21 protein-coding genes are annotated in these 25,249 nt (G+C 63.1%); 8 read left to right on the top strand and 13 right to left on the bottom strand.

Annotated features, from left to right (window positions below; translation table 11 throughout):
- The first annotated feature begins 90 nt into the window (after positions 1-90).
- Both HNE_RS08240 and HNE_RS08235 read left to right on the top strand, forming a co-directional pair.
- The gene (locus HNE_RS08240; RefSeq protein ID WP_011646676.1) at positions 91-1,872 is read left to right on the top strand and encodes an arylsulfatase; all 1,782 of its coding nucleotides are present in this window, start codon (positions 91-93) and stop codon (positions 1,870-1,872) included.
- On the top strand, positions 1,862-3,523 hold the full coding sequence (locus HNE_RS08235; protein ID WP_193334336.1) for a sulfatase: 1,662 nt from the start codon (positions 1,862-1,864) through the stop codon (positions 3,521-3,523). Before HNE_RS08240 ends, HNE_RS08235 begins: the two co-directional genes overlap by 11 nt.
- 6 nt (positions 3,524-3,529) lie before the next feature.
- Here the strand turns inward: HNE_RS08235 and HNE_RS08230 are convergent, their stop codons facing one another.
- The 4 genes from HNE_RS08230 to HNE_RS08215 form a co-directional block, all read right to left on the bottom strand.
- On the bottom strand, positions 3,530-4,405 hold the full coding sequence (locus HNE_RS08230; protein WP_233352026.1) for an SUMF1/EgtB/PvdO family nonheme iron enzyme: 876 nt from the start codon (positions 4,403-4,405) through the stop codon (positions 3,530-3,532).
- Positions 4,406-4,416: 11 nt separating this feature from the next.
- Positions 4,417-5,034, bottom strand: coding sequence for a TetR/AcrR family transcriptional regulator (locus HNE_RS08225; protein ID WP_011646673.1), 618 nt, complete (start codon positions 5,032-5,034; stop codon positions 4,417-4,419).
- Between the two features lie 64 nt (positions 5,035-5,098).
- Positions 5,099-5,548 carry a DUF1330 domain-containing protein gene (locus tag HNE_RS08220; RefSeq protein ID WP_011646672.1) on the bottom strand — a complete coding sequence of 150 codons (450 nt, stop codon included), beginning with the start codon at positions 5,546-5,548 and terminating at the stop codon, positions 5,099-5,101.
- A 28-nt stretch (positions 5,549-5,576) separates the two neighbouring features.
- Positions 5,577-6,845 carry a DsbA family protein gene (locus HNE_RS08215; RefSeq protein WP_035591806.1) on the bottom strand — a complete coding sequence of 423 codons (1,269 nt, stop codon included), beginning with the start codon at positions 6,843-6,845 and terminating at the stop codon, positions 5,577-5,579.
- Positions 6,846-7,188: 343 nt separating this feature from the next.
- On the opposite strand from HNE_RS08215, the gene HNE_RS08210 reads away from it, so the two are divergent.
- Positions 7,189-8,085: a hypothetical protein gene (locus HNE_RS08210; protein ID WP_035591809.1), complete on the top strand. Its 897-nt coding sequence runs from the start codon at positions 7,189-7,191 to the stop codon at positions 8,083-8,085.
- Here HNE_RS08210 and HNE_RS08205 read toward each other — a convergent pair.
- Together HNE_RS08205 and cydD are read right to left on the bottom strand one after the other, a co-directional pair.
- Positions 8,082-9,722 carry an ATP-binding cassette domain-containing protein gene (locus HNE_RS08205; RefSeq protein ID WP_011646669.1) on the bottom strand — a complete coding sequence of 547 codons (1,641 nt, stop codon included), beginning with the start codon at positions 9,720-9,722 and terminating at the stop codon, positions 8,082-8,084. The genes HNE_RS08210 and HNE_RS08205 overlap by 4 nt on opposite strands.
- Complete coding sequence (cydD, locus tag HNE_RS08200) at positions 9,722-11,401, bottom strand: thiol reductant ABC exporter subunit CydD (RefSeq protein WP_011646668.1); 1,680 nt, start codon at positions 11,399-11,401, stop codon at positions 9,722-9,724. The genes HNE_RS08205 and cydD overlap by 1 nt, the downstream gene beginning before the upstream one ends.
- Positions 11,402-11,531: 130 nt before the next feature.
- On the opposite strand from cydD, the gene HNE_RS08195 reads away from it, so the two are divergent.
- The 5 genes from HNE_RS08195 to HNE_RS08175 all read left to right on the top strand — a co-directional run bounded on the left by HNE_RS08195 (position 11,532) and on the right by HNE_RS08175 (position 16,252).
- On the top strand, positions 11,532-13,112 hold the full coding sequence (locus HNE_RS08195; RefSeq protein WP_011646667.1) for a cytochrome ubiquinol oxidase subunit I: 1,581 nt from the start codon (positions 11,532-11,534) through the stop codon (positions 13,110-13,112).
- Between the two features lie 12 nt (positions 13,113-13,124).
- Complete coding sequence (cydB, locus tag HNE_RS08190) at positions 13,125-14,267, top strand: cytochrome d ubiquinol oxidase subunit II (RefSeq protein WP_011646666.1); 1,143 nt, start codon at positions 13,125-13,127, stop codon at positions 14,265-14,267.
- 13 nt (positions 14,268-14,280) lie between these two features.
- The gene (gene cydX, locus HNE_RS08185) at positions 14,281-14,403 is read left to right on the top strand and encodes a cytochrome bd-I oxidase subunit CydX (protein ID WP_011646665.1); all 123 of its coding nucleotides are present in this window, start codon (positions 14,281-14,283) and stop codon (positions 14,401-14,403) included.
- 113 nt (positions 14,404-14,516) lie between these two features.
- Complete coding sequence (locus tag HNE_RS08180) at positions 14,517-15,206, top strand: hypothetical protein (protein WP_011646664.1); 690 nt, start codon at positions 14,517-14,519, stop codon at positions 15,204-15,206.
- Between the two features lie 257 nt (positions 15,207-15,463).
- Complete coding sequence (locus HNE_RS08175) at positions 15,464-16,252, top strand: FadR/GntR family transcriptional regulator (protein ID WP_160162613.1); 789 nt, start codon at positions 15,464-15,466, stop codon at positions 16,250-16,252.
- A gap of 6 nt (positions 16,253-16,258) precedes the next feature.
- Here the strand turns inward: HNE_RS08175 and dld are convergent, their stop codons facing one another.
- From dld to HNE_RS08135, 7 genes are all read right to left on the bottom strand, one after another.
- Positions 16,259-17,920, bottom strand: coding sequence for a D-lactate dehydrogenase (gene dld, locus HNE_RS08170; RefSeq protein ID WP_011646662.1), 1,662 nt, complete (start codon positions 17,918-17,920; stop codon positions 16,259-16,261).
- Between the two features lie 161 nt (positions 17,921-18,081).
- Positions 18,082-20,481: a TonB-dependent receptor domain-containing protein gene (locus tag HNE_RS08165; protein ID WP_011646661.1), complete on the bottom strand. Its 2,400-nt coding sequence runs from the start codon at positions 20,479-20,481 to the stop codon at positions 18,082-18,084.
- Positions 20,482-20,666: 185 nt separating this feature from the next.
- On the bottom strand, positions 20,667-21,569 hold the full coding sequence (locus tag HNE_RS08155; RefSeq protein WP_049755082.1) for an FAD:protein FMN transferase: 903 nt from the start codon (positions 21,567-21,569) through the stop codon (positions 20,667-20,669).
- A gap of 68 nt (positions 21,570-21,637) precedes the next feature.
- Complete coding sequence (locus tag HNE_RS08150) at positions 21,638-22,453, bottom strand: DUF4198 domain-containing protein (RefSeq protein ID WP_011646659.1); 816 nt, start codon at positions 22,451-22,453, stop codon at positions 21,638-21,640.
- 36 nt (positions 22,454-22,489) lie between these two features.
- Positions 22,490-23,005 carry a DUF2271 domain-containing protein gene (locus HNE_RS08145; protein ID WP_011646658.1) on the bottom strand — a complete coding sequence of 172 codons (516 nt, stop codon included), beginning with the start codon at positions 23,003-23,005 and terminating at the stop codon, positions 22,490-22,492.
- A gap of 10 nt (positions 23,006-23,015) precedes the next feature.
- Positions 23,016-23,702, bottom strand: a complete 687-nt coding sequence (locus HNE_RS08140) for a PepSY-associated TM helix domain-containing protein (RefSeq protein WP_011646657.1) — start codon at positions 23,700-23,702, stop codon at positions 23,016-23,018.
- Positions 23,703-23,892: 190 nt separating this feature from the next.
- Complete coding sequence (locus tag HNE_RS08135; RefSeq protein ID WP_011646656.1) at positions 23,893-25,245, bottom strand: efflux transporter outer membrane subunit; 1,353 nt, start codon at positions 25,243-25,245, stop codon at positions 23,893-23,895.
- Positions 25,246-25,249 lie beyond the last annotated feature (4 nt).

Here is a 25,249-nt window from a genome sequence, read left to right as displayed (position 1 = left end):
GGCAGGCAAGCAGACGCTCAGGATTCAATTGACGCGGATCGTGCCATAATGTTTGATGGTGAAAATAAAACGATCCGGGAGGGTTCCACCATGAAGCTCAGGCTTCTCGCCGCCTTGGCGGCTCTTACGGCCATTGCGGCCCCGGCTCTCCCGCAGGCATCACCCGAAAAACCCAATATCGTGATCCTGCTGATCGATGATGGCGCGCTGATGGACCTCGGCATCTATGGCGGCGAAGCGGCCACACCCAACATCGACGCGCTCGCGGGCGCCGGCGCCATGTTCACGCAATACCGCTCCTCACCGCTCTGCTCCCCCTCCCGCGCCATGCTGCTCACCGGCATCGACAACCACCGCACCGGCATCTCCACCATTCCCGAAGTCCTCCCCCCGGAACATGTCGGCCAGCCGGGCTACACGATGAGCCTCGAGCCCGGCGTCACCACCCTCGCCGCCCGCCTCAAGCCGCTGGGCTACCGTACCCTGATGACCGGCAAATGGCATCTTGGCAGCGGCGAAGGCGACCTGCCCGACAGCCACGGCTTTGTCCGCTCCTTCGCGCTGGACGCTTCGGGGGCGGACAATTGGGAAGACAAATCCTACATGCCCTTCTATGCCGACGCGCCCTGGTATGAAGATGGGCAGGCAGCTGCTCTGCCGGAAGATTTCTATTCCTCCACCTTCATCGTCGACAAGATGATCGAATATATGGACGAGGACACGAACCGCGCGCCCTTCCTCGCCTATCTCGGCTTCCAGGCGCTCCACATCCCGGTGCAAGCCCCCCCGGAATTCACCGCCAATTATCTCGATACCTACAGCGATGGCTGGGAAGCCCTGCAAACCCGCCGCTGGAAACGCGCTCAGGAAATCGGCCTCGTGCCTGAGGGCGCCGCGCAACCCGCGCTCCACCCGGACCTGCGCAAATGGGATGGCCTGCCCGAGGACAAACAACGCCTCTTCGCCGCCCGCATGGCCGTCAATGCCGGCATGCTTGAAGCGATGGACCATCATGTCGGCCGCCTGATCGACCACCTCAAAACCAACGGCACCTACGACAACACCGTCTTCGTCATCACCTCCGATAACGGCCCGGAGCCGTCCTCCGCCGAAGATCCCCGCTTTGAAACCTGGCTTAGCGCCAATGGCTATCATGTCGGCATCGAAGGCATCGGCGAGAAGGGCAGTTATGGTTTCATCGGTCCCGAATTTGCCAGCGCCGCGTCCTCGCCAAGCTACCTGTTCAAATTCTACGTCTCTGAAGGCGGCCTCCGCGTACCTCTCATCATGGCCGGCCCCGGCATAGCGCCCGGCCGGGTGGATGCCTTCGCGATGGTCACAGATGTGACGCCCACCCTGCTCGAAATGGTCAACGCCGGTCCTGCCCCGGAAGGCGCCGTCACGCTGGATGGCCGCAGCCTTCTACCGGTCCTCTCCGGCGCGGCGCCTACCGTCTATAGCGACGAGGATGCCATCGGCATCGAAGTGTCCGGCAATGCCGCCCTCTACAAAGGCCCGTGGAAGATCACCCGCAACCTCACCCCCTGGGGCGATGGCCAATGGCGCTTGTTCAATCTCGAAACCGATCCCGGCGAGACGCAGGATTTGAGCGCCGCCAATGCCGCCCTGTTCGAACAGATGCAGGCCGATTACGCCGCCTATGCCGCCCGCGTCGGCGTGCTGGAGGTGCCTTCAGGCTACGATTCCGTTGCCCAAGTCGAAAAGAACATGACCGCCGCCGTCCTGAAACGCGCTATGCCAAAGATCATCGCCTTCAGCATCGGTGGCCTCCTGCTCCTCGGCGGGCTCGTCTGGCTGATCTACAACATTCTCCGCAACCGGAAGAAAAAGGCCCAAGGCAATGCTGCGTAAGATCCTAATTGGCGTCCTCCTTGTTGTCGTTGCCGCTGCTGCAATCGCCTTCTTCAACCGCAAGGAAATCATCCTTTACCTCGTCACCAATGCCGACCGCCCCACGGTCGCGCCAAACCGCCCTGTGGAATGGATGCAGGGACCAGAGACGGCCGGTCCGGCGCAGGCTGTCCGCCCGCCCAATGTCATCTTCATCCTGGCCGATGATCTCGGCATAAACGACATCTCCACCTTCGGCGGTGGCATGGCCGACGGGCGCGTACAAACGCCCAACATCGACCGCCTCGCCGCAGAAGGCGCCCTGTTCTCCACCGCGTATTCCGGCACAGGCACCTGCGCGCCCTCCCGTGCCATGCTCATGACCGGCCGCTATCCCACGCGCACCGGCTTTGAGTACACCCCCACCCCACCGGGCATGTCCCGCATCGTGCCGATGTTTGCCAACGATATGAAAACCGGCCTTCCGCCAACGGAACAGGTCAAGGAAAACGAAAAGCTGATGCCGCCCTTCGCCGAACAGGGCCTTCCAACAGAAGAAGTCACCCTTGCCGAAGTGCTGAAAGATCGCGGCTACCACACCGTCCATATCGGCAAATGGCATCTGGGCAACACCAGCCCCTTCCGGCCAAACGATCAGGGCTTTGATGAAAGCCTCGACATGGCCAGCGGCCTGTTCCTGCCGCCCGGCGATCCCCGCGGCGTCGAAGCCAGGCTGGACTTTGACCCCATCGACAAATTCCTCTGGGCACGCATGGATTTCGCCGCCAGCTACAATGGCAGCGACTGGTTCGAGCCGGGCGGTTACCTCACCGATTACTGGACTGACGAATCCCTCAAGGTCATTGACGCCAACAAGAACCGTCCCTTCTTCCTCTATCTCGCCCATTGGGGCGTCCACACGCCGCTTCAGGCCACAAAGGAAGACTATGAAGCTGTCGGCGACATTGAGCCCCATCGCCTGCGCGTCTACGCCGCCATGCTGCGCGCGGTAGACCGCAGCGTTGGCCGCATTATGGAAAAACTCGAAGAAGAAGGTCTCGCCGACAACACCATCATCGTCTTCTCCAGCGATAATGGCGGCGCGGGCTATATCGGCATTCCCGAAGTCAACGCGCCCTATCGCGGCTGGAAGATCACTCTGTTTGAAGGCGGCATCCGCGTACCCCTCTTCATGAAATGGCCCGGCACCATCCAGCCCGGCACCGTGATCGACGAACCTGTCGCACATATCGACCTGATGCCGACCCTTGCTGCCGCCACCGGCGCGCGCCTCCCCTCAAGCGTCGAGATTGATGGCCAGAACCTCCTGCCGCTGGCAACCGGCACCGGACCCATCACCCGCCCGGATGACGCGCTCTTCTGGTCCAGCGGCTATTACAAAGTCGTGCGCGCTGGCGGCTGGAAACTTCAGGTCAACGGCCGCCAGCAAAAAAGCTGGCTGTTCAATCTGAACGAAGACCCCACCGAACAGACAAACCTTGCCGCGTCCGAGCCCGAGAAGCTGGCAGAACTGCAAGCCCTTATCGACGCGCACTGGAAAGACGCACGCGAACCGCTCTATCCCTATACAATCGAAAGCCCGATCAAGATCGACCACACCATCGACGCGCCGTATGTCGAAGGCGAGGAATACGTCTACTGGCCCAATTGACCCGGCCTATTCGGCTTCCAGCTCTTTCACGATCCGGAAGCCGATATGGTTGGAGGAGAAATCAATCTCCTGCGGGTGGCGCGCCGCGGGCCGGTAACGCTGACAGAAATTGTCCGCACACAGATAGCTGCCGCCCTTGATCGTATTGTTGCCCGGCGCAAACGGCGTATCCGTCCACTCCCACACATTGCCGATCATGTCATAAAGGCCCAACTGGTCCGCCGGAAAGCATCCCACAGGCGCGGCGCCCGCAAATCCGTCCTCGCCCGCATTAGCAACCGGGAAGATGCCCTGCCAGGTATTGGCGCGCGGCTTGCCATCGTCTTCAAAGGCGCCCGACGTCTCGCGGTCCGGGTCTGGCAGGCCAAGGCGCGCGGCATGCTCCCATTCTTCCTCGCTCGGAAGGCGCCCACCGGCCCAGGCCGCATAGGCTTCCGCGTCAGCCAGCGACACATGCATGACCGGCCAATTGCCCTTGCCTTCAATGGAAGACCCCGCGCCTTCTGGCGTTTTCCAGCTCGCCTCGCGCATCAGATGCCAGCGTGCGCCCTGAAACACGGCAGAGCCTGCGCCCGGCCGGTCCTCCATCACGCCGCGCTCGGCATCGGTCACATATCCCGTCGCCGTCACAAACTCTGCAAACTGATCATTGGTCACTTCGTGCGCCTGGATGCGGAACCCATCCACATGCAGCGTCACTTCCGGCCGCTCCTCAGGATAGATCGCCCCGCGCCCTTTCTGAAGCACCCCGCCTGGAACCTCGACAAACGCGCCCATCGCGGCGCTGTTCAGGCCACAGCTCCCTGAGACGGGATCGTCAGAAGAAGACGCGCCACACGCGGCAATCGCGCATAAAGACAGAAGGGCAAGTCTCCCGCGCATGGGTCTGCAGATCAGACTGACGCGAGCAGCGCTTCAACAAGCTTGCGCATGGTCGCGCGCGCTTCTTCCACGGTCAGGCCCCGATCCTGACGCAGCCGCCGCCACGTATCAAAGCCGAGCACCGAATCAAACGCCGCCTCCAGCACAACATTCTTGCGCACCTCTTCGGGCAGCACCGCATCCAGGATCGAGCGCTCCAGCGCCACAAAATCCTGATGCCCCTGCATCAGAAACGCCGACCGGTACCGGCGAATGCTGCCACAGACACGGAACAGCATGATCCGCTCGAACACTTCAGACCGGCGCCCGACCAGCTCCAGCACATTGTCGTGCCAGTTGTCGGCATTGAAAGGCGCCTCCACGATGGGCATGACTTCGGCTTTCACCCGCCGGTTCATCTCCAGATAGAGACCGTCGACTTCCTCAAAGTGACGGAACACCGTGCGCAGGCTGACATTCGCAACCTCGGCTATCCGCGCCGCGCCGGGGTCCAGCTCGCCGCCGCGTACAAGCTCGAACATCGCTTCGATGATCTGCTCACGGCTCCGTTCCGAACGGCGCTTACGCCCATCCTCGGTTTCGGTGGCCGTATCGCCAATATCCGGAGTGTTTTCGAGAAGATCGGGCATTCCACATCCTTGCGAGGCCAGTTTCAGCCTCCTTAATAGCGGTTAAGTCCCCGCCTGCCTATGGCTAGATGCCGAGTTGCGACAGGAAGCCCTCTTTCATGTCAGCTTGCAGCACGGTTTCGATGTTCAGCTGCCCTTTCAGGCCCGCCGTGCGATGCACTGCCGCCGCCTGCCATTCGGGCGACATCGACATCCGCACCATGTCCGCGCGCCGGGGATACATCGCAATCGCCACCTCATCCCACAGCTCCTCCGCCTTGCCGAGCGAGAGAAACGTCACATCCCCGGCAAACACAGCCCGTCCGCCAAACTTCGGCAGGATCTCCGTCACGGCCCGGCCATAGATCATATACGCCTCCCGGCCGGTCATGTCCGCCGCGCGGCCATCTTCATACTCGGCCCGCGCCTTGAACTTCAGAAGATTGACCATGAAGATCGGCCCGTCCGGCCCCGGCTGCATCAGCGCCTTGATCTGTTCCGGATCGCTCGGAAACACTTCGTTGATCACCTGCATTCATATCCTCCCTACACGCATTTCCCGCTTATTCCGCCAGCGCGTCCTCGATAATCCACATCCGGTCCTGCCCCCAGGTCGCCACCTCGCCCACCCGGAAACTCGGAACGCCCCAGATGCCCAGATCCATCATCTCCGCCCGGTTGGCCTCTGCCTCGGCGCGCCAGTGATCGCCCCCGATCAGCGCCCGCGCCTTGGCCCAATCCAGCCCCGCCCGCTCCACGATCTGCTTAAGCCCCGCATCACTGCCCGCATCAATTCCCTCCGCCCACACGCCTTTCAGGAAAGACTGGCAGAACTCAAACCCAACGCCCTGCTCCATCGCCATCGGCAGGATCGAATAGCCCCGCTCCACCGGCGTGCCCAAAGGGTCGGCAATCTTGCCAAACGGTATACCCATCCGCCGCGCCTCGCGGGCCACATCGGTGGTGATGTAATACCCCTTCATCCGCGGCACCGGCAGCCCGCGCATCACCATCGGCAACACAAACCGCAGCTTCAGCTCCGCGCCATAGGCTCGCGCCAACGCCCGAATGCGCTCTGCCGCAATATAGGTGTAGGGGCTGCGGAAGGAGAGGTAGAAGTGCACTTCCTTGCCCGCGCCGCTGCCTGCCATTAATTCTGCCTGCGGACTATCTGGCTGGACAAACAGAAACGCGTCCGGCGCGCCGGCCTTCTGCGCGCCCAGTCCCCTCAGCCGCCGCTCCAGATAATGCAGCCGGTCGACGCCCCAATACCATTCGCCCTCATAGGCCAGCATCCCGCCCAGATAATGGCCCAGCTTCTCCCGCCGCGCCGCGCCCTCGGCCAGCGCCGACGCCGGCGAAACACCGCCGGGCAAGGCTTCGCCCGCCCATAACGCCTCGCTGATCGCCAGCGCCCTTGCCGCAAAGTCCGGCGCTTCCAGAATGGCTGCCAGCGCGGCTTCTGCCCCGGCAATCCGCTCCGCAGAAGGCTGCGCGCCCGGATCAACAAAGCGCAGCCCCGCCTTCACCGCCAACCGCGCGGCATCCTCCCGCGCATAGTCCTCCAGCTTCTGCCGTTCCGGCGCCGCCCAATCCGGCGGCGGCGGCGCCAGATGCGGCTTCACCGCCACATCATACCGCGCCATCAGCGCGGGCAACGCCTGCAATACGAGATGCGAATACGGGTCGCCGGCAACATGGAAATACTCGATCTGGTGCATCCGCCCGTCCCTTTGCCGGCGCCGCTCAACGGCGGCGCGCTGCTTCGCCAGGCGGCTTTCCGCTGTCACATATTGCATCACATGAGAGGCAAGCTTCGTTTTGAGCGACATGACCCCTCCTCTCCCGGCAGCATCAAGGCTGCTTCTCGGCACCGGTCCCGATCAAAGACGGCGCCTTAAATTCCTGCAGAAAACGGTATCTATTGGCACGATTGGTGTCAATTAGCCCTTCGGCGCTCCCATTCGTTAGGATTTCGGGCATGAAAATTCACCATTCACACGAAACCGGTCGCCCCGCCCTCCCGTTTCTGGCGCCGAACTTGCACCAGTCCCGGCTTGACCCTGCCGGATGCCTTGTCCGGCCGAGACTATGTGACAGCTGGAAGGATACACCGTGCGCAAACTGACGGTCCCTCACCTTAACGCGGCCCCAATCCGGCCACCGATCCCCCCCATGGGGCCGCGCTCTCAGCGCCACACGCTCGATCGTATCGCCATCCTGAACAATTCAGGCCACTCGCCGGGCGACCGTACCCACCTCACGGCGCTCCTTGCCGACCAGTGGCGCGCCGCCGGAATCGAAGTCATGGAACTGTCGGGCGCCGGTACCTTTGTGGAAGCAGACCTGCTGTTCCTCAATCTCAGCCGCCCGGTTCTGCCGGAAGAATACCGCCGCTTTGCAGCGCAATACCCGGTCTCGTTCAATGCCGGCGCGGGCGATCTGCGCAAACATCTCTATGCCGATGGTCTCCTGCGCGCCGGATCACCCTACAAAGGCGCAGTCATCGTCAAGGCCGATCACGACTTCATCACGCCGATTACCCCGCCAGCCCCCCGCGCCGGTTTCTTCAGCCTGCTGAGCGGTTCCCGGCGTCCCAGAGCATCCGCCCTTCAGACGCTCAGCGCCAATGACAATTACCGGATCTACCCGTCCCTGAACGATGTTCCGCCAGAAAAGTTCGGCCCCGGCCACATCGTCCAGAAATTCCTGCCAGAAGCAGACGCAGGACGTTATGTTCTCCGCCAGTATTACTTCCTCGGAAACGCACATTTCCTCAGCTTGCTGACATCCGGCGCCTCGATCATCCGCACATCCACGCCCCAGAGCCTGGAAGAATGGTCCCCGCCCGAAGAACTGCTCGACCTGCGGGCCCATCTCAGCCTCGATTATGGCCGCATTGATTTTGTGGAAGTTGACGGCAAACCCTTCGTCATCAGCGTCAGCCGCGCCCCCGCCCTGCCCGCCAGCGCCGAGCCCGGATATGTGCCCCCGGCCTATAACCGGCTGGCCGAAGCCCTCGCAGAAGCGCTGGTCGACAGCTACACGACCACCGAAAAAGGCGTCTTCTAGTCCAGCGCCACATGATGAACGCCCTGCGCGCGCCAGAGCGCCGCGCCCGGCTTGTGCTGAAGCACGACAAGCGCCCGCCGCCCGCCAGCGAGCCAGTCTGAAAGCCGCCCGGCCAGCTGCCCGGCCAATGCCCGGTCCAGACCGGCAAACGGCTCGTCCAGGATCAACACTTCCGGCCCCGCCAGAATGGCCCGTGCCAATCCCAGGCGGCGCATTTCCCCGCCGGAAAACCCCGTGCCATTCTCGCCGATAGCGCTGTCCAGCCCTTCAGGCCGGGCAAAGACAAACACATCCGCCAACGCCGTCTCCAGCGCGCCGCGCATCTCTGCCTCGCTCGCATTGGGCTTGGCCAGCCGCAACAGGTCCGCCACGGTCCCCGGCAGGAATGACGGCATCTGCGAGCTCATCGCAATATGTTCGAGTACAGATGCAATCCGCGCGTTCCCCGCCTCCACGCCGGCATAGAACACCGCGCTTTCGGGCACAGGATGCAACCGCATCAGCGCCTCTGCCAGAGTTGACTTCCCGATACCGGAGGCGCCGGTAATCTCGGTCACCGTGCCGGGCTCAACCGTGAAACTGGCAACCGGGGTCTGAGGCGCGCCCGGCTCCGCGCAAACTGTCAGGTTACGGACTTCAATCGGCAGCACGCTCTGAAGCGATACCGCGCGGTCCTGCCGCGCATCCCAGGCCGCGCCTTCCACGGCCAGCTTGCCGGCAAGCCGCATGGAGGCCGTCTTCGCCCTCGGCGCAGCTTCCATCACCTTCAGCATTGCCGACGCCGCCTCAAACGCCGCCATCAGCGCCAGCGCTGCGCCTGCCGCGACCGGCAGGTCTCCGCCCGTGACCGACACCCGCCACAGGGCCAGCACTGCCATCAACACGCCGCAGGCGCTGAGCATCGCCGACAATCCCCGGAAGGGCCGCTCCAGCCGCTCGCCCTGATCCTGCCAGCCGCGCAGCAAGGTCTCCGCCTCATCGGCATACCCGCTCAGCGCGCCATAAACGTCGAGCTCCGTCGCATTCTCTATCAGGCGGGCCACATCGGCGCGCGAGGCGTCGGCCTGCGCGCTCAGCGCGGCCGAGCGCCGCTGCGCCGCCTGGACTGCCAGGTAAGGCAATGCGCCGCCCGCCAGCACGGCCGCCAGTGCCGCAGCGCCAAACACCACCGCGTCACTCGCCAGCGCAAAGCCAAGCGCCACGACAAATCCGGCAATCACGCCAATCGCCGGCAACACCACCTTCAGGAACGCGCCTTCGGCCGCGTCCATGTCGTCCACCAACGCTGTCAGCTCCGCCGACGCCATCGGCGACAGCCCCCGCCGGCCATGCGCGCCAGCCGCAAAGATGCGCGGCCGCAACCGCGCCGACAGGCTCAGGATGGCGTCATGGCCCGACAGCTGTTCGCCGTACCGTCCGAGCACTCGCACCAATGCTGCCCCGCGCACCCCGGCGCTGGGATAGAGGTGATTGAAACTGTGCCCCAGCCCGGACATCCCCGCCAGCGCGCCCGCCACCAGGAACCATCCGGACAACCCCATCAGCATCACGCCCGCAATCGCCGCCAGTGCGGCCAGCGCCATCGCGAGGAAGAATTGCAGGCGTCCGGGCCTGCCGAGCGTTGACCAGAGGCTCATCATACCGCGCCCTCCACCCGGGAGCGCGAAACATCGACCACCGTGTCGCAGTTTGTCTTCAATTTGTCCGAATGTGTCCCGAGAAGGACCGTGCGTGTCCGGCAGATGTCCCGAAGGATTGCGATAAAGTCCGCCTCTGACGTGTCATCAAGATGCGCCGTCGGCTCGTCCAGCAGAAGCAGCCCCGACCCGCGCAGCATGACCCGCGCCAGCCCGATCCGTTGCCGCTGTCCACCGGAAAGCCCGCTTCCCCCGCGCCCCAGCTTGCGCGCCAGCATCGCGCCGGCCCCGGCTTCATCCGCGAGCCCCACGGCGATCACAGCGGCGCGCAGTTCGGCGTCTGTCGCGTCCGCCCGCGCAATCTGCAGGTTCTCGGCAACGCTCCCCTCCACCATCCATGGCGTCTGGCTGATCCAGGTCACGCTGTCGCCAAGGCTGGCCCCCGGCGCCAGCGCGATGCCGTCCACCACAACCTCGCCGCCGGTCACAACGCCCTGCCCCAAAAGCAGTTTCAGCAATGTCGTCTTGCCCGCGCCCGATGGCCCAGCCAGTGCTGCCATCTCGCCGGGGCGCACGGTAAAACTTACGCCCTGAAGGCCCACGCCCTCGCCGAACGCCACCGACACATTCCGGAACTCGATCACCAGCGCGCCCTCCAGGCTGGGCAGTTTCACCGGCAAGGGCCGCGCCGCTGCCCCCTCCAGCCAACGACCCAAAAACTCCGCCGCCGCCGTGCCATCGGCCCGGTCATGGTGCAACGCCGACAGTTTCCGGATCGGCGCGAAGAATTCCGGCACCAGAATAAGCACCGTCAGCCCTTCGGCCAGCGTCAGCGTTTCCCCGGTCTCGAAGGGAAACACGCCCAGCAGCTTGAACCCCACATAAACCGCCACCATCGCCACCGAAACCGATGCAAAAAACTCCAGCACCGCCGTCGACAGAAACGCCACCCGCAGCACTTTCATCGTCCGCTCCCGGAGGGCATCAGACGCCTCGGCCAACGCCGCCGTTTCCCGCGTCACCGCCCGGAATGCGCGAATGATCCCCGCCTGCGCAGCCCGCACCTGAAACGCGCCCGACAGCTGATCCAGCGAGGCTTGCTGCGCCCGCGCAACTGCCGCAACCTCGCTCAGCGTCAGCCAGATAAATCCGGGCAACACCAGCACCGACACAAGCAACAACACCGTCGCCAGCCAGCTCTGCGTCGCAACCGCCACCAGCACGATCACCGGCCCGATCACCGCCATCTGCTGCCCCGGCAACCACCGCGCGGCATAGCCTGCCAGCTTGCGCGTCCGGTCGATCACCTGCGATGTCCGCGTTCCGGCGTCCGCGCCTTCCAGCAGGCCCGCCCCGCGCAGTTTCAGCGCTGCAAAAATCTCGGCGCGCCCAGCGTCAACGATTGCCACACCGGCCCGCGCCGCCGCGCCATCGTGCGCCCAGCCCGCCAGCGCACGCACAAATGCCGCACCCGCTGCAATGCCCAGCGCCCAGCCTACCGGCTCCCCGCGCGACAGATTATCCACGCCATACCCAACGCCAAACGCGATGGCGATCCAGGCCAGAAGCCCCACAACCTGCATCAGCAGCGCCAGTCCCGCCGCCCCACGCGCCGCAGCGCGCCAGCGTTTGAGCCAGTGCTTCGCCCCCGATCCGCGCTCTCTGCCTGTCTCAGCCATCTACGTAGTTGTACTGTGGACGCTCCAAGTGACGCATGCGACTTATCGCGGCGAGACTTCCCCCGCGAATTACATTAGAGATTCGTGAAATAAGGCAGCACCACGCTGCAAACTCAACGGAGCTGGGACGATGCCCGACCTCCTCGTAGCAGACCTGTCACGCTGGCAGTTTGCCCTCACCGCCATGTACCACTTCCTGTTCGTGCCGCTCACGCTCGGCCTCTCGATGATCCTGGTGATCATGGAGGGCGCCTATGTGATGACCGGCAAGGAAGTCTGGAAACGGACAACCAAGTTCTGGGCAAACCTCTTCGGCATCAACTTCGTGCTGGGTGTCGCCACCGGCATCACGATGGAATTCCAGTTCGGCACCAACTGGTCCTACTACTCACACTATGTCGGCGACGTGTTCGGCGCCCCGCTGGCCATCGAGGGCCTGATGGCCTTCTTCCTGGAAGCCACGCTCGTCGGCCTCATGTTCTTTGGCTGGGACAAGCTCTCCCGGCCCATCCACTGGCTGGTTACCTTCCTGGTCGCGATGGCGTCAAACTTCTCCGCCCTGTGGATTCTGATCGCCAATGGCTGGATGCAGAACCCCGTCGGCGCCGATTTCAATCCCGAAACCATGCGGATGGAAATCACCAACTTTATGGAAGTGATCTTCAACCCCGTCGCCCAGGCGAAATTTGTCCACACCGTCAGCGCCGGCTACGTCACCGCGTCGGTCTTCGTGCTCGGCATCTCGGCCTGGTATGTACTGCAAGGCCGCCATCTCGGCCTCGCCAAACGCTCGATGACGGTCGCTGCCAGCTTCGGTCTCCTCTCCGCCTTTTCCGTCGTCGTCCTGGGCGATGAAAGCGGCTACGCGCTCACCGATAACCAGAAGATGAAGCTCGCCGCCCTCGAAGGCATGTGGCACACGGAAGAAGCCCCCGCCGCGCTGACATTGATCAGCCTTCCCGATCAGGGCGCCCAGAAAAACCACTTTGAAATTCAGATCCCCTGGGTCCTCGGCCTCATCGCTACCCGCTCGCTGGACGGTGAAGTCGAAGGCATTCTGCCGCTCGTCGCCATCGCCGAAGACCGCATCGAAAATGGCCTCATCGCCTATGATGCCTTGCAATTTATCACCGATGATCCCGCCAATCTGGCCGCCCGCGAAACCTTTGAAACCACCAAACAGGATCTCGGCTACGCCCTCCTCCTGAAGCGGTATGTCGAAGACCCGCGCACCGCTGACGCCGACACCATCACCAAAGCCGCCTTCGATACGGTCCCGAACGTCCTGATGGCGTTCTTCTCCTTCCGCATCATGGCCGGCATCGGCATTCTCTGCATCGTCATTTTCAGCCTCGCTTTCTTCTTCATCAGCATGAAGCGGAAAGTCCCCCGATGGTTCCTTCGGGTCGCGCTGTTCACGATCCCGCTGCCCTGGATCGCCGCCGAACTTGGCTGGGTACTGGCCGAAGTCGGCCGCCAGCCCTGGGTGATCGACGGTGTCCTGCCAACCTTCCTGGGCGTCTCGAGCCTGTCGGCAACGCAGGTCATCATGACGATGGTGGGCTTCACACTGATCTATGGCACACTCGCCGTGATCGAGATCAGCCTCATGCTCCGCGCCATCAAGGCCGGGCCTGGTGGACGCATCCTCCCGGAGGGTGTGACCAGCGAAGGCCCCACCGGTGGCCGTCCGGTTCAATTCGACGTCTGAGGGAGAACACACATGGACATCCCACTCGACTATGCCACGCTGAAGGTCATCTGGTGGGCGCTCGTCGGCGTCCTCTTCATCGGCTACGCGGTGACGGATGGTTATGATCTGGGCGTTGCCACCCTTCTCCCCTTCGTCGGCAAGACCGATGATGAGCGCCGCCTCGTCATCAACTCCATTGCCCCGATGTGGGAAGGCCACCAGGTCTGGCTGATCACCGGCGGCGGCGCGCTGTTTGCCGCCTGGCCCTATGTCTACGCCATCAGTTTCTCGGGCTTTTACCTGGCCATGTTTGTCGTGCTTGCCGCGCTGATCCTGCGGCCGGTGGGCTTCAAATACCGCTCCAAACGCGCCGGCAAACAATGGCGGCGCAACTGGGACTGGGCCCTCTTTACCGGCGGCTTCGTCCCGGCACTGATCTTCGGCGTTGCCCTCGGCAACGTGTTGCAGGGAGTCCCGTTCGACATCGACCGCACCATGCGCGCCACCTATGACGGCGGCCTCCTCGGCCTGCTGAACCCGTTCGCCCTGCTCGCGGGTCTGGCCTCCGTCGCCATGCTGGTGGTGCACGGCGCCTCCTGGCTGGTGGTGAAGATCGAGCATGGCCCGGTGATGGACCGCGCCATCCTGTATGGCCGCCTGGCCGCCATCGCCGTCATCGCCTTCTACGCCATCGCCGGCATCTGGCTCTGGCAGTCCGGCATGGGCTACCGCATCGTGTCCGACATCGACCCCCACGGCCCGGCAAACCCGCTGCGCAAGGATGTGGTCGTCGAGGCCGGCGCGTGGATGGGCAATTATGCCCGCTATCCTTTCCTGTTGCTGGCCCCGCTCGCCGGCTTCGGCGGCAGCCTGCTTGCGCTCTGGGCGCTGGGGCGCAAATCCTCGCTTGCACTGGCAGGTTCGGGCTTCGCATCGGCCGGCATCGTCGCGTCCGTGGGCGCCTCGATGTTCCCCTTCATCCTGCCCAGCAGCGTGAACCCGTCGGTGAGCCTCACCGTCTGGGACAGTTCTTCCAGCCATATCACGCTGTTCATCATGCTGATCGCCACCGCGATCTTCCTGCCGCTCGTGCTCGCTTACACGGCCTGGGTCTTCAAGGTTCTCTGGGGCCGCCTGACCGTCGAAGAAGCCACCAGCGAAGGCAAATACTGAGGAGACGAAAACAATGTGGTACTTCACCTGGATACTCGGCCTCGGCTTCGCGCTGACCTTCAGCATCCTCAACGCTATGTGGAACGAGGTCTCCATGGGCGAAGCGGGCGAAAACGATCTGGAGATTGATCGCTGAGACGTAAATTGCGGGGATAGGAAAAGCCCTTGTCCACGGGGGTTTTCCTGTAACCATTACACATCCCCGCCATCGAATCCGCCGGGATAGGCTCTGCCGCCACATTTGACGGCATGATCAAAGGCACGTCCTCCTACGCCCGCGCGCGCCGTCCCCGTCCCGGCTCTGCCGCCTGGACGCTGGCGCGCAGCCTGCTCCTTGCGCTGATCATTGCCTGCCGCTGCCTGCCCGGCATGACGCGCGGCAAAACCCGCACGCGGCTCCTGCGGTTTCTGCAAGCGCGCACCGGCAGGATGGAACACATCTTCCGTTGCCTCCTCATCTGCATGCGCGCTGCCCCGCACGCCCCCAAACCCGCGCCCTTCACGCCCCGCGCTTCGGCCTGCGCGCCACGGCCACCCCGGCCCCGCCGCCTGCCGGCGCGTTTTTCCCTTAATCTCTCACAGCTGGCCAAAGACCTGGAAAAATACGGCGCGCCTGCGCCCGCCCTGGCAAACCGCAAGAAACGCCGGTCATCGCCCACCCAGACACCAGATCGCTCGCAGACACCGCGCGGCCCGACAGCCGCTGCGCCCGTCGCCGATCCCCTCAGCCTGCTCGATGCGCGTCTCAAGGCCATGCGGGCGATCCTCGACGATCCCCATGCCCATGCCATCCGGTTCGCCTCTCTTCTGAAAGCGGCCGGCATTCCCATGCGCCGCGTCAAACCGGTTATCCCCCGCGCCGAACTCTGGGCGCTTCTCAATCATGCCGCGCCGCCAAAGGCGCGCGCTGCGCCCGGCCACTTCGCGGACACGTCCTGACGCCCGCCTTTGCCACCAATTCAGCCCCTGCCGGCCACGCCCATCGCGTGTTCCGGGCAAAACGGCTGCGGTCGCTGTTGCCGCCCGGAATTTACCCCTGATTTCAGTTTCCCTCGCGCCATTCACCCGTGCACCGTCTCCGTAAAGGTTGACTGCCAGACCAAGGACGGCGCATTAACCATATTAGCCAAGGGGACGCTGCACTGCCTGGGAATACTCCCGGAATGCACAGCATTGGTTACGAGTCTGGACGGGGAATGAAACACACACTTACGGAAAACCAGCGGCCTGCTGGGCGCAATCCCGTTGGGATGACCGCGCCTCGCAAGGACCGGGAAAAAGGCGCTCTGAAAGTCGCGCGCGAAATCGTGCGCCATATCTATGAGGAACGCATTCCCCCCGGTCAGAAATACCTCTCGGAAGCTGACGCGCTCGAACGTTACCGCGTCGCCAGAGGCACGCTGCGCGAAGCACTGCGCTATCTCCAGCTTCAGGGCGTCCTGAAAATCCGGACCGGCCCCAATGGCGGACACTTCGTCGCCAATCCGCAATGGGAAAACCTGGCCTCCACAATCGCCCTCCTGCTCCAGTTCTCGGAAGCCACCATTGAATCCCTCATCGAGTCCCGCATTGCCATTGAACCGGGCATGGCCGCGCTCGCCGCCCAGCGTGCCACGCCCGATGACGTCCGGGAATTGAGCGATCTTCTGGACGAGCTCAAACTCAATCTCGGCGACTATGACGCCTTTTATCAGCTCTATCTGGAATTCTGGGACCAGCTGGCCCTGACCGCCCGCAATCCGCTGTTCCTCTTTCTGCTACCCGCCTTGCGCCGCATCACCTGGACCTCGGGCATCCGGCCGAATGAAGCCCAGCGCGAAGCAGCGCTGGGCGGCCTCTGCACGCTTCGGGATTCTGTCGCGGCCAATGATCCTGCCGGCGCGGCCAACGCCTTGCGGCGGCTGGAAGAGGCTTATCTGGCCACCATGCGGACAGAGTACCCACGCGAGCTTGCCAAGCGCGTGGTCTGGCACGACCACAGCTAGGCCGGTCTATTTCCAGTTTTTGTCGCGCGATGTCCTGCCGATGCCGGGATTGAGCGTGTTCGTGGGATCAAGCTTCCGGTAAAACGCCGCCAGCGCCGGCTTGGCCTTGTGGCGATGCCCCACATTATGTTCTGCCGGGCATTCAGCGCCCCGCGCCTCATAATGGGCCGCCATGCCCCGCCGGAACGCGGCAGCGTCAGCGCCCTTCTTCAGAATGTAATCCTGTTGAAACACATGGCAAAAGAAATGACCGTGTACGAGCGTATGCTCAACCATGCCCTTCAGGTGATCTGGCAACACATACCACCAGGCCTTGTCGTTCCGCCTCAACGCCACGTCCAACTCCACCACGGCGCCCGCCTTGCCTCGGCTCATAGCGGCATGGCGCGCCGCCGCGCCAGTTGCCGCAAACCGATGCAGGAACACCTGCCTGCCTTCTGCGGGTGAGCATTCATGGCACGCGCCCTTAAGTGCGGGCACCACATCGGCCAGCAGCGCGCGCACGCCAGCGGCCTGATCGGCCTCCACCTTGAGGAACAGGTGGTGCGCATATTGCTCGCCCATCTGCCGCAACGTCTCGGAAAGTTGCGGCGGCGCCAGCCGCCCAACCGCCTGAAGCAGCCGGTCCGTCAAACACGCACGGCCAAATCCGAGCCATCGGGCAACCCCATCAACTCCAGCCTTGAATCCAAACAGGAAAGGCAACCTGTCGGCTCCGGCCGTCCGCACGGCCAGAAGAAGATCCTTCCCCTCGCGCTCCGCCATCCGGAATGTGTCCCGGTGCATATACTCGGCCGAAATCGGCACCAGAGCCGCCTGCCCCAGCATCCGCCGCCGGACATCCGACAGCACACCGGCATCGTCGGTCGCGACATGAAACACCTGGGTATTCGCCGCCCTTGGAAATGTATCCAGGCGCACGGCAAACACGATCAACCGGCCCGCACTTCCGGACGCGCCCTTCAGGTATCGCGGGTCAGCATTGAACCGCGCCGGAGACGGGGCGTCCACATCGCGGACCCGCTCCACAAAGCCATGTGCCGAGCAGGCGCGCTCATGCATGTCATGCAGTACCCGCACGAATTCTCCACGCTCCAGACTTTCCAGCTGCTCCTCCGGGTCGCGCCCAAGATCCATGCCCAGCTCGTTGACCAGCCGCAGTTCGCCCGTCTCATCCACATGCGCATAAAGCGCCGCTTCAGTATAAGCCGGGCCACGCCGCACCTGCGCGCCGCCGGAATTGTTGCAGACCCCCCCAATCACGGAAGCGCCGAGCCAGGTTGATCCGAGCTCGGAATGTGGCTCCCGCTGCAAGGGGCGCAATTCCCGTTCCAGTTCGAACAGCGTTGTGCCCGGCAGGCAAAGCACCTGCGCCCCGGCATTCAACATGTGAATACCCTTCAGGCGCATCGTGTTGATGACCACCACACCGCGATCATACGCGCCGTTCGGCGCCGATCCGCCCGTAAGGCTGGTGCCGCCCGCCCGCATCAGAATGATCCGCCCGGCGCGCACGCTCGCCCTGGCCACGCGCCATACCTCAACCAGCGTGCGCGGCCGCACAAATGTAACCGGCTTGCCAGAGGCCCGCCTGTCGTCACGCACGTTTACATGACCAGAGCCGACAATGACTTTGAGTTCTCGAATCAAGGCGGCGTCTGAGATCATGCCGATTAGGTATCATCAATATTCCGGTGATGATCCACGTCACCGGGAAACCATCAAGCGAATGAAGGCATTGCGGTAGAATTCCCCAGAAAATGAACAGGCGCCCGCATGTCGCGAGCGCCTGTCTGTTTCAGGTCAATTCTGATGCCGGAATTACAGGATCAGAAGCGGACGTTCATGCTGACCCAGAAACTACGGGCTTTGTCCTTGATGTTGTAGTTGTCCTGCGTGCTCAGCTCATATGTGCCGTCGCCATTGTCGAGGAATTCATACTGGTAGCTGGTGAAATCCTCATCCAGCAGATTGTTCACCCGGCCACTGAGCGTCACGAAGTCATTCACGCGGTACTGGGCGCCAAGATTAAACAGCTCATAGTCCTTGTAGTACAGATGATCCCCCGTCGTGCTGCTCACACCCCGATAGCGTTTGGAACGGGCTTCGACCGACAGCTGCGTGCTGAACCTGTCCGTAATTGACCAGTCGAGCGTCGCATTGGCCATGTGCTTGGCGGTATTGTTCAGGGGCTGGCCCGCCTGCGCGCCGCTTTTCTGTTCGCTGTCCGTATACGTATAGTTGGCACGGAAGCTCAGATTGTCGAGGATCTCATAGCGGCCGGCCAGTTCGGCCCCCTCAATCACCACTTCGTCAATGTTCACCGTCTTGCTGCTCGTGGCATACCCCAGGTCAGCATACTCCCCGGTGCTGGAGCAGCTGAGCTCCAGCCCGATGCCGCAAGGCTGCGAAGCGATCTTGTCGCTGAACTCGTTGCGGAACACGGTTGCGTTGAAGTTGTGGCCATTGGAATGCTGCCAGTAGACGGCGATTTCAGCGCTCGTGCTGGTTTCCGGCTCAAGGTCCGGATTGCCGAAGAAGGGTGATGTTCCCTGTCCGCCAAAGCCGACGACACCGTCATAGAGCTGGGTGGTTTTGGGCGTCTTGAAACCGGTGCTGACGCCGCCTTTCAGCGTCAGGCTCGGCGAAATGGTGTAGACGCCATATATGCGCGGGCTGACCTGATCTCCAAACACATCGTGATTGTCATAGCGCACACCGCCCGTCAGCGAGAAGGGCTCGACGATCTCCCAAGTATCCTCGGCGAACAGCGAGAACATGTTGTGTTCCTGCGCCTCACCGGCCGTACCATCTTCCAGGCCGAACACGCCATCGGTCAACTCGCCCTGAATAACCTGACCACCCACAACAACGGTGTGCTTGCCAGCAAATTCAAACGGCATGTCGAGTTTGGCATCGAGGGTATATTGCGCGCTTTCCAGTGTCCGCTTGGGACGTGGAAGGAAGGTGGTCTCGGCAATGTTGCGGCGCTCGTCCTCAGTCAGACCGGCATATTCGCCGGTGCCATCAACGATTTCGAGCAGCAGTTCACGCTCTGCCACGCTGAACGGCAATGTGCGGCCATTATTGTTGGTGGCAAAATAGGCCAGCGAGACAAAGCTGTTGCCGAAGCCCCACTCCCCGTCATGCGTCAATGACCAGCTGTCGCGCGTGAACTCCTGTGTCGGGCTGTAGCCGACGCGGGGATTGGCGCGGCGCGCCCAGGTTCCGCCGCCCTCAAGGCAGGCTTCTTCGTTCCGCCCGGCGGCGCCCAGGCAATAGTTGCCGGCGGTGAAAATGCTGTTGATGTTGTCGACCGTACCGACCGGGTATTCTTCTTCGCCCTCGTCGTTGATCTTGATCTTGTTGTCGTAGTCCTGCTTGGAGCCATCATAGTCGAATGTGATGGTCTGGTTGGCGGTGGGCACCCAGGCGAGGGTGAAGCCGTAGGAGATGTTGGTGTTGTCCACTGTCTTGCCGCCGCCGCCAAAGCCCAGTGAGCGGTTGACGATATTGCCGTCGGGATCCGTTACAGGCTCATAGGCCGGATTGGACGCATCGCGTTTGTACCAGCTGCCCCGGCCACTCAGATTGAGCTTGCCTGGCACCAGCGGGCCGGAGGCGAAGAGGTCGACGGTCGTATCGTCACCGAAGGCGCTGTCTTCCTGAATACTGCGGCTGATGGTGCCCGAGCCAGTCCAGCGATCGGCGACCTTCTTGGTGATGATGTTGATGACACCGCCCAGCGCATCGGAGCCATAGAGGGTGGATGCTGGACCGCGGATGACCTCGATCTGCTCGATCGTGTCCAGGGGCGGAATGTGGTTGAACTGGTTGCCGCCGAAATTGTTGGGATAGATGTCGCCATGGTTGTTCTGGCGTTTGCCGTTGATCAGGACGAGCGTGTAGTCGGAGCCCATCCCGCGCATGCTGATCGTGCGCTGCCCTGTTTTGTCTGAGGTTTCTCCGACATCTACGCCTTCCAGATCGCGGACGGCATCAATGAGGGTCATGTAAGGGCGCTCCTTGAGCTCCTCTACCGTCACGATGCTGATGCTGGCAGGGGCGTCGACGAGCTTCTGTTCGAAGCCGGCGGCGGTGACGACGATCTCGTTGAGGCGCATCTGGCGTTCTGTATCGGTTTCATCAGCGAAAGCGGCCGGTCCTGAGAGGACAGCGGCGAGCATGGCGCCGTTGATGACGGCCTTCCGGGCGAGATAGGATTTCATTGCAGACCCCTGCGATTGCGAATTATTCTCAGTCTCCCTACGTGCATACGCCCAGCGGATCAAGCAAAAATGATTATCATTCTCAATTTATATATCTATATTTTACAGGGTATTATTTCGTCAGCCTGGGTGTCAGATGGATATTCACCCACGCTGACGCAGCCGCAGAGCGCCCTGCCCCAAGGTCAGATGAGCCAGCCTGACATGAGGGTCGACGCCCTGGCAGGGGCGTCGCGGTATTGCAGGAGGATGGGGAGGTTCAGACGGTTGGCGAGGGTGAGGCTGGCTGTATCGCCCATGGCGAAAAGCGCGGTGGCCCAGGCGTCTGCAAGGGCGCAATTATCGTGGACAACCGTGACGCAGGCGAGGTCCAACTGGCTACATTGCCGGGTCATCGCCGGGACGATGTGGGACACTTTGAGACAATTCTGGACAACTTGCTGCCGATAGTCGCCAGACGTCGCCACACCATGACCGACCAGCGCAAGACGCCACGGCGCCTCTTGAGGTGACGGGTTTTCCAGATCGACCCACCAGGGCGACCGGTCCGGCTTCACGCCCCGCGCGGTGAACTCGCCGCCGATTTCGACGAGGAACTGGGTGAGGCCAAGCCCCTCAAGCACGCGGCCCATCTGATCGACGGCGTAGCCCTTGGCGACGGCGTTGAGGTCCAGCGTGACACCGCCGGGCTGATAGAGGCGGACAGGTTCGGGCAGCAGCTGGCTCCACACGGCGGGGCCATGCGCCCTGCCCTCCTGCCCCGCGCCAATACCGGCAGGGCCAAACCCCCGGCGCATGACTGCGCCGCCGAGGCAGGGATCGAAGGCGCCGCCGGAGGCATCAGCCACCTCCAGCGCCATCGCCATCACTTCGGCAAAGGCCGTGTCGATGGCGAGACTGCCGCCGCGCGGAAGGCGGTTGAATTGCGATATGAGGGAGGCAGGCTCCCACGGGCTCATGGAGGAAATGATCGCTGCGAAGTTGGCCTCCAGCGCCGCCTTCACCCTCTCCTCGGATAGTCCGGGGGCGGCGCACCAGCTGGCCGACCATGTGGTGCCCATGGTTTCGCCGGTGAGGCGCTGGCCCATAAATGCGTCCGGCCGCGGTGTGATGTCACCGCGGCCGAAATCGTCAGGTATGATGAGGTTGGCCCCGCTCAAAGAGGCAGGGCCTCGAAGGTGACCACATAGCTGGAGCGCACATCAATTTCCTTGCCATTGAGTGTGCTCTTGCCTTCGGCGCCTGCGTTCAGCCAGTAGGCACCGGCTTCTTCAGGCGTGAAGGTGATCGTGCCGTCGGCATTGGTGGTGAGCTTCAGGCCATCTTCGGAATTGCGGTAGCGGTCGCTGCCCCGGATGATGTCGACTTCAATGCCCTCGGCGGGAGCGCCATCGAGCAGCAGCTGGAAGGAGACCTCTTCGCCGGCAAACACATCGTTGGGGTGGGTGACGGGCTTGAGTTCAAGACCTGTCCCATCCGTCGCGAAGGCGGCTTCATTGGGGGCGCCGAGGGTGACGAAGGTTTCGATGCGGCGAACGCTGCGGGAGACCTGAACGCCGGGCTTGGCTTCGATGCCTTCAGCTTTCAGCTTTTCAGCATCCCCGCGCCAGCGCTTGCGCTCACCGGCTTCTTCCCAGCTGGCCATGTAGCCGTCGCCGCCAGACGAGATGCGGTAGGTGCCTTCCTTTTCGAGGGCGACATCGAACACCGAGCGATATTTGCCTGACGCCTTGTTCTGCGCTTCGACCGCCGCGCCATCGGGGCCGGTGACCGTGACGGAGTCGAGGTTCATCGCGTGGTGGTTGGGGTAGAAGAGGTTGTTGGAGATGGCGCCATCGACGGTGACCCACTGGCCTTCGCCAGAGAGGGTGAAGGAGGATGGCAGCATCCAGGCGCGGTGGGCGCTGGCAGATCCGGCAATCGTCAGCGCAAGAGCGGCGACGGCGCAGGCTTTGAGAAAGGTCGTTTTCATAGTGTGACTCCCGTTATGGTGTCGCCCGGAGGGGCGCTAGTTGCCCGCAAGGCGGAGGGTGACTTTACCGAGTTCGCGCTCGCCAGCGGCGGAGAGCGCGTCTTTCTTGAGCGGCCAGGTAAACGGCACGCTGACGAGTTCACGGCCGCCGACTTCCCGCGAGGCTTCAACGACGAGCTGATACTCGCCCGGCTTCAGGCCCGCGAAGGCGCCCTTGTCTGTTGGCAGGACGATTTCATGCGTACCCGGCGCTTTCGTGGGACCGGAGACGCCATCAACCGGCATCGCCAGTTCGCGGCCCGTGCGGCGCCACCATTGGCGGATGTCCTTGAGCCAGGTTTCGCCCTTGCCCTCGCCGGTTTCGCCCTGCTGATACCAGACAGCGATATTATTGACGACCGAGTGATCGGGATTGGCGATCCAGAGGGCGACGTAGGGGCGGTGATATTCGGCCACATCCAGACGCGGAATGCCGACTTCGATGGCGACATCATCGGCCACCGCCTGTCCCGTGAGTAGGGAGAGACCCGCGATTGTCAGAACTGCACGCATACAGAGCACCTCATATGTGAAGGAAGAAAAGGAGAATGACGACAGGGATGGCGAGACCGCCCATGACCAGCGGCCATGTGGAGCCCCGGCGCTGGGAGTGAATTTGCAGCAGCCAGAGCCCGGTCATGCAGAAGACGATGGTGGCCACGGCGAAAATATCGAGAAAGAGCGACCAGACCGGGCCGGTGCTGCGGCCTTTGTGAAGGTCGTTGAGATAGGAGATCGGCCCGCGGGAGGTATGTTCGTAGAATACGTCTCCGGTTTCCCGGTCGATACTCATCCAGGCGTCGCCGCCGGGGCGTGGAAGGCTGACATAGACATCAATATCGGTCCATTCGCCTTTGACGCCGGAGAGATCGACGCCCAGTTCGCGGCGGATTTCAGCAGCCGTTTCCGGCGGCACGGCGGACGCGTCCGCAATGTCGATGTCGGGTGAAATGGCCGCCAGGGCGCTTTCCGGGAGGACCATTTCCAACTCGGTGATCTTCGGCTTTGCCGGGATCTGGTGGGCATGGTTGAGCGTGATGCCGGTGAGCGAAAACAGCAGCATACCGATGAGGCAGATGGCGCCGGACATCCAGTGCCAGGTGCGGGCCTGACGCTTCCAGAAGGCATAGGTGCGCCACTTCTCCAGATGTCGGAGGGGCGATTTGCTCCAGGCATCGGAAGCGCGTGCGGTGGCGAAAAACTGTTTCAATGCGAGTGGCCCGGACCGGTGATCTGTTGGCACTGCACCTGCCCGACTTCAGACGCAATTGCAAGTCATTCTCACATTGAAAGCCCGGTTTGTTCAAGGTGTCGCAGGGGCGTTTATCCCCTTGGCACCATTGAATTTTGTGCCGCACGCGTCTGAGCGGGCGCCACCACCTCGCCTGCCCGATTTATGGTCAGTAGCCGCCGCCAACGGCCACATAGAGATTGATGGCGGCGGTCAGCCGGTCGAGCCGGCCCAGCACATAGCTGTTGGCGGCATCGAAATAGTTCTGCTGGGCGTTCAGGAGGCTTGTGAGGTCGCCCGTGCCTGCCTGGTACTGGATTTCAGCGGCGCGCAGCGCGTCTTCGGCGGCGTCGCGCGCGATCAGCAGCTGGTCTTCGCGGACTTCGTTCGCGTCGATGGCTTTGAGGCTGACATCGACATCGCGCAGCGCGCTGAGGATCGATTGGCGATAACCGGCGAGCTGGCCTTCGCGGCGGGCCTGAGCGCCCTCGAGCTGGGCATCAAGGCGGCCACCGGAAAAGATCGTCTGGGCGAGCGAGGCCGAAAGCGAACCGATAAGGTCGGTGCCCCCTGTCAACGCGCTGGAGAGCCCTGCCCCCAGATCGATGCTGGGGAAGAAGGCGGCGCGGGCCGCATCTATATTGGCATTGGCTGCGCGCAGGCTGGCCTCGGACTGCATCAGGTCTGGCCGGCGCAGCAGCAGATCGGATGGCAGGCCGGGTTCTGCGGCGGGCAGCGCGATGGAGAGTATGTCAGCCTGCGGAGCGGTGTAGCCTTGCGGCACCCGGCCAAGGAGGATGCCGAGGGCGGTTTCCTGGCTGGTGATCTGGGATTCCAGCTGCGGGATGCGTGCGCGGGCATTGGCGAGTTGGGCCGACTGGCTGGACACATCAAACCCGGAGATAACGCCGGCCTCGTAACGGAACTGGACAATCTCGAAGATGCGTTCGGAGATTTCGAGGTTCCGCCGGGCGACGGCGAGTTGCTCGCGGGCGGAGAGAAGATTGAACCAGCCGGCGGCGACATCTGACTGAACGGTCAGCTCCAGTGCGCGCTGGGCGAAGATGGCGGCGTCGAGATTTGCGAGGGCGGCGTTGCGGCCGGCGGCGTTGGCGCCGAAGAGGTCGAGCTGGTAGCTGGCCGAAAGGCGGGCGCTGGCGTCAACATCATCGAGGCCTGCGCTGGTGTTGCTGCTGCTGGAGAGGCTGCCGCTGGCTTGTGGGAGGAAGGCGGCATTGGCCGTGCGGAGCGAAGCGCGGGAGGCGTCGACATTGGCGAGACCCTGGGCGAGCGTGTTGTTGGCGGCGAGGGCTTCTGTAATGAGGGCGTCGAGGTCTGCGGAGTTGAAGCCCTGCCACCAGGCCTGTTCGGGGGCGCTGAGGGCGGCGACCTGGCTGGCATAGTCGTAGCCATCTGGCATGGCGAGGCCGGCATCGGTGGAGGTTTCGCGCTCGATGAGGTTCAGGCTGGCGCAGCCGGTGAGCGTGAGGACGGATGCGGTGATGAGCAGCGTGCGGATCATGGGG

This window comes from Hyphomonas neptunium ATCC 15444, assembly GCF_000013025.1.
Lineage (GTDB): Bacteria > Pseudomonadota > Alphaproteobacteria > Caulobacterales > Hyphomonadaceae > Hyphomonas > Hyphomonas neptunia.
This window is presented reverse-complemented; position numbering and strand designations above follow the sequence as displayed.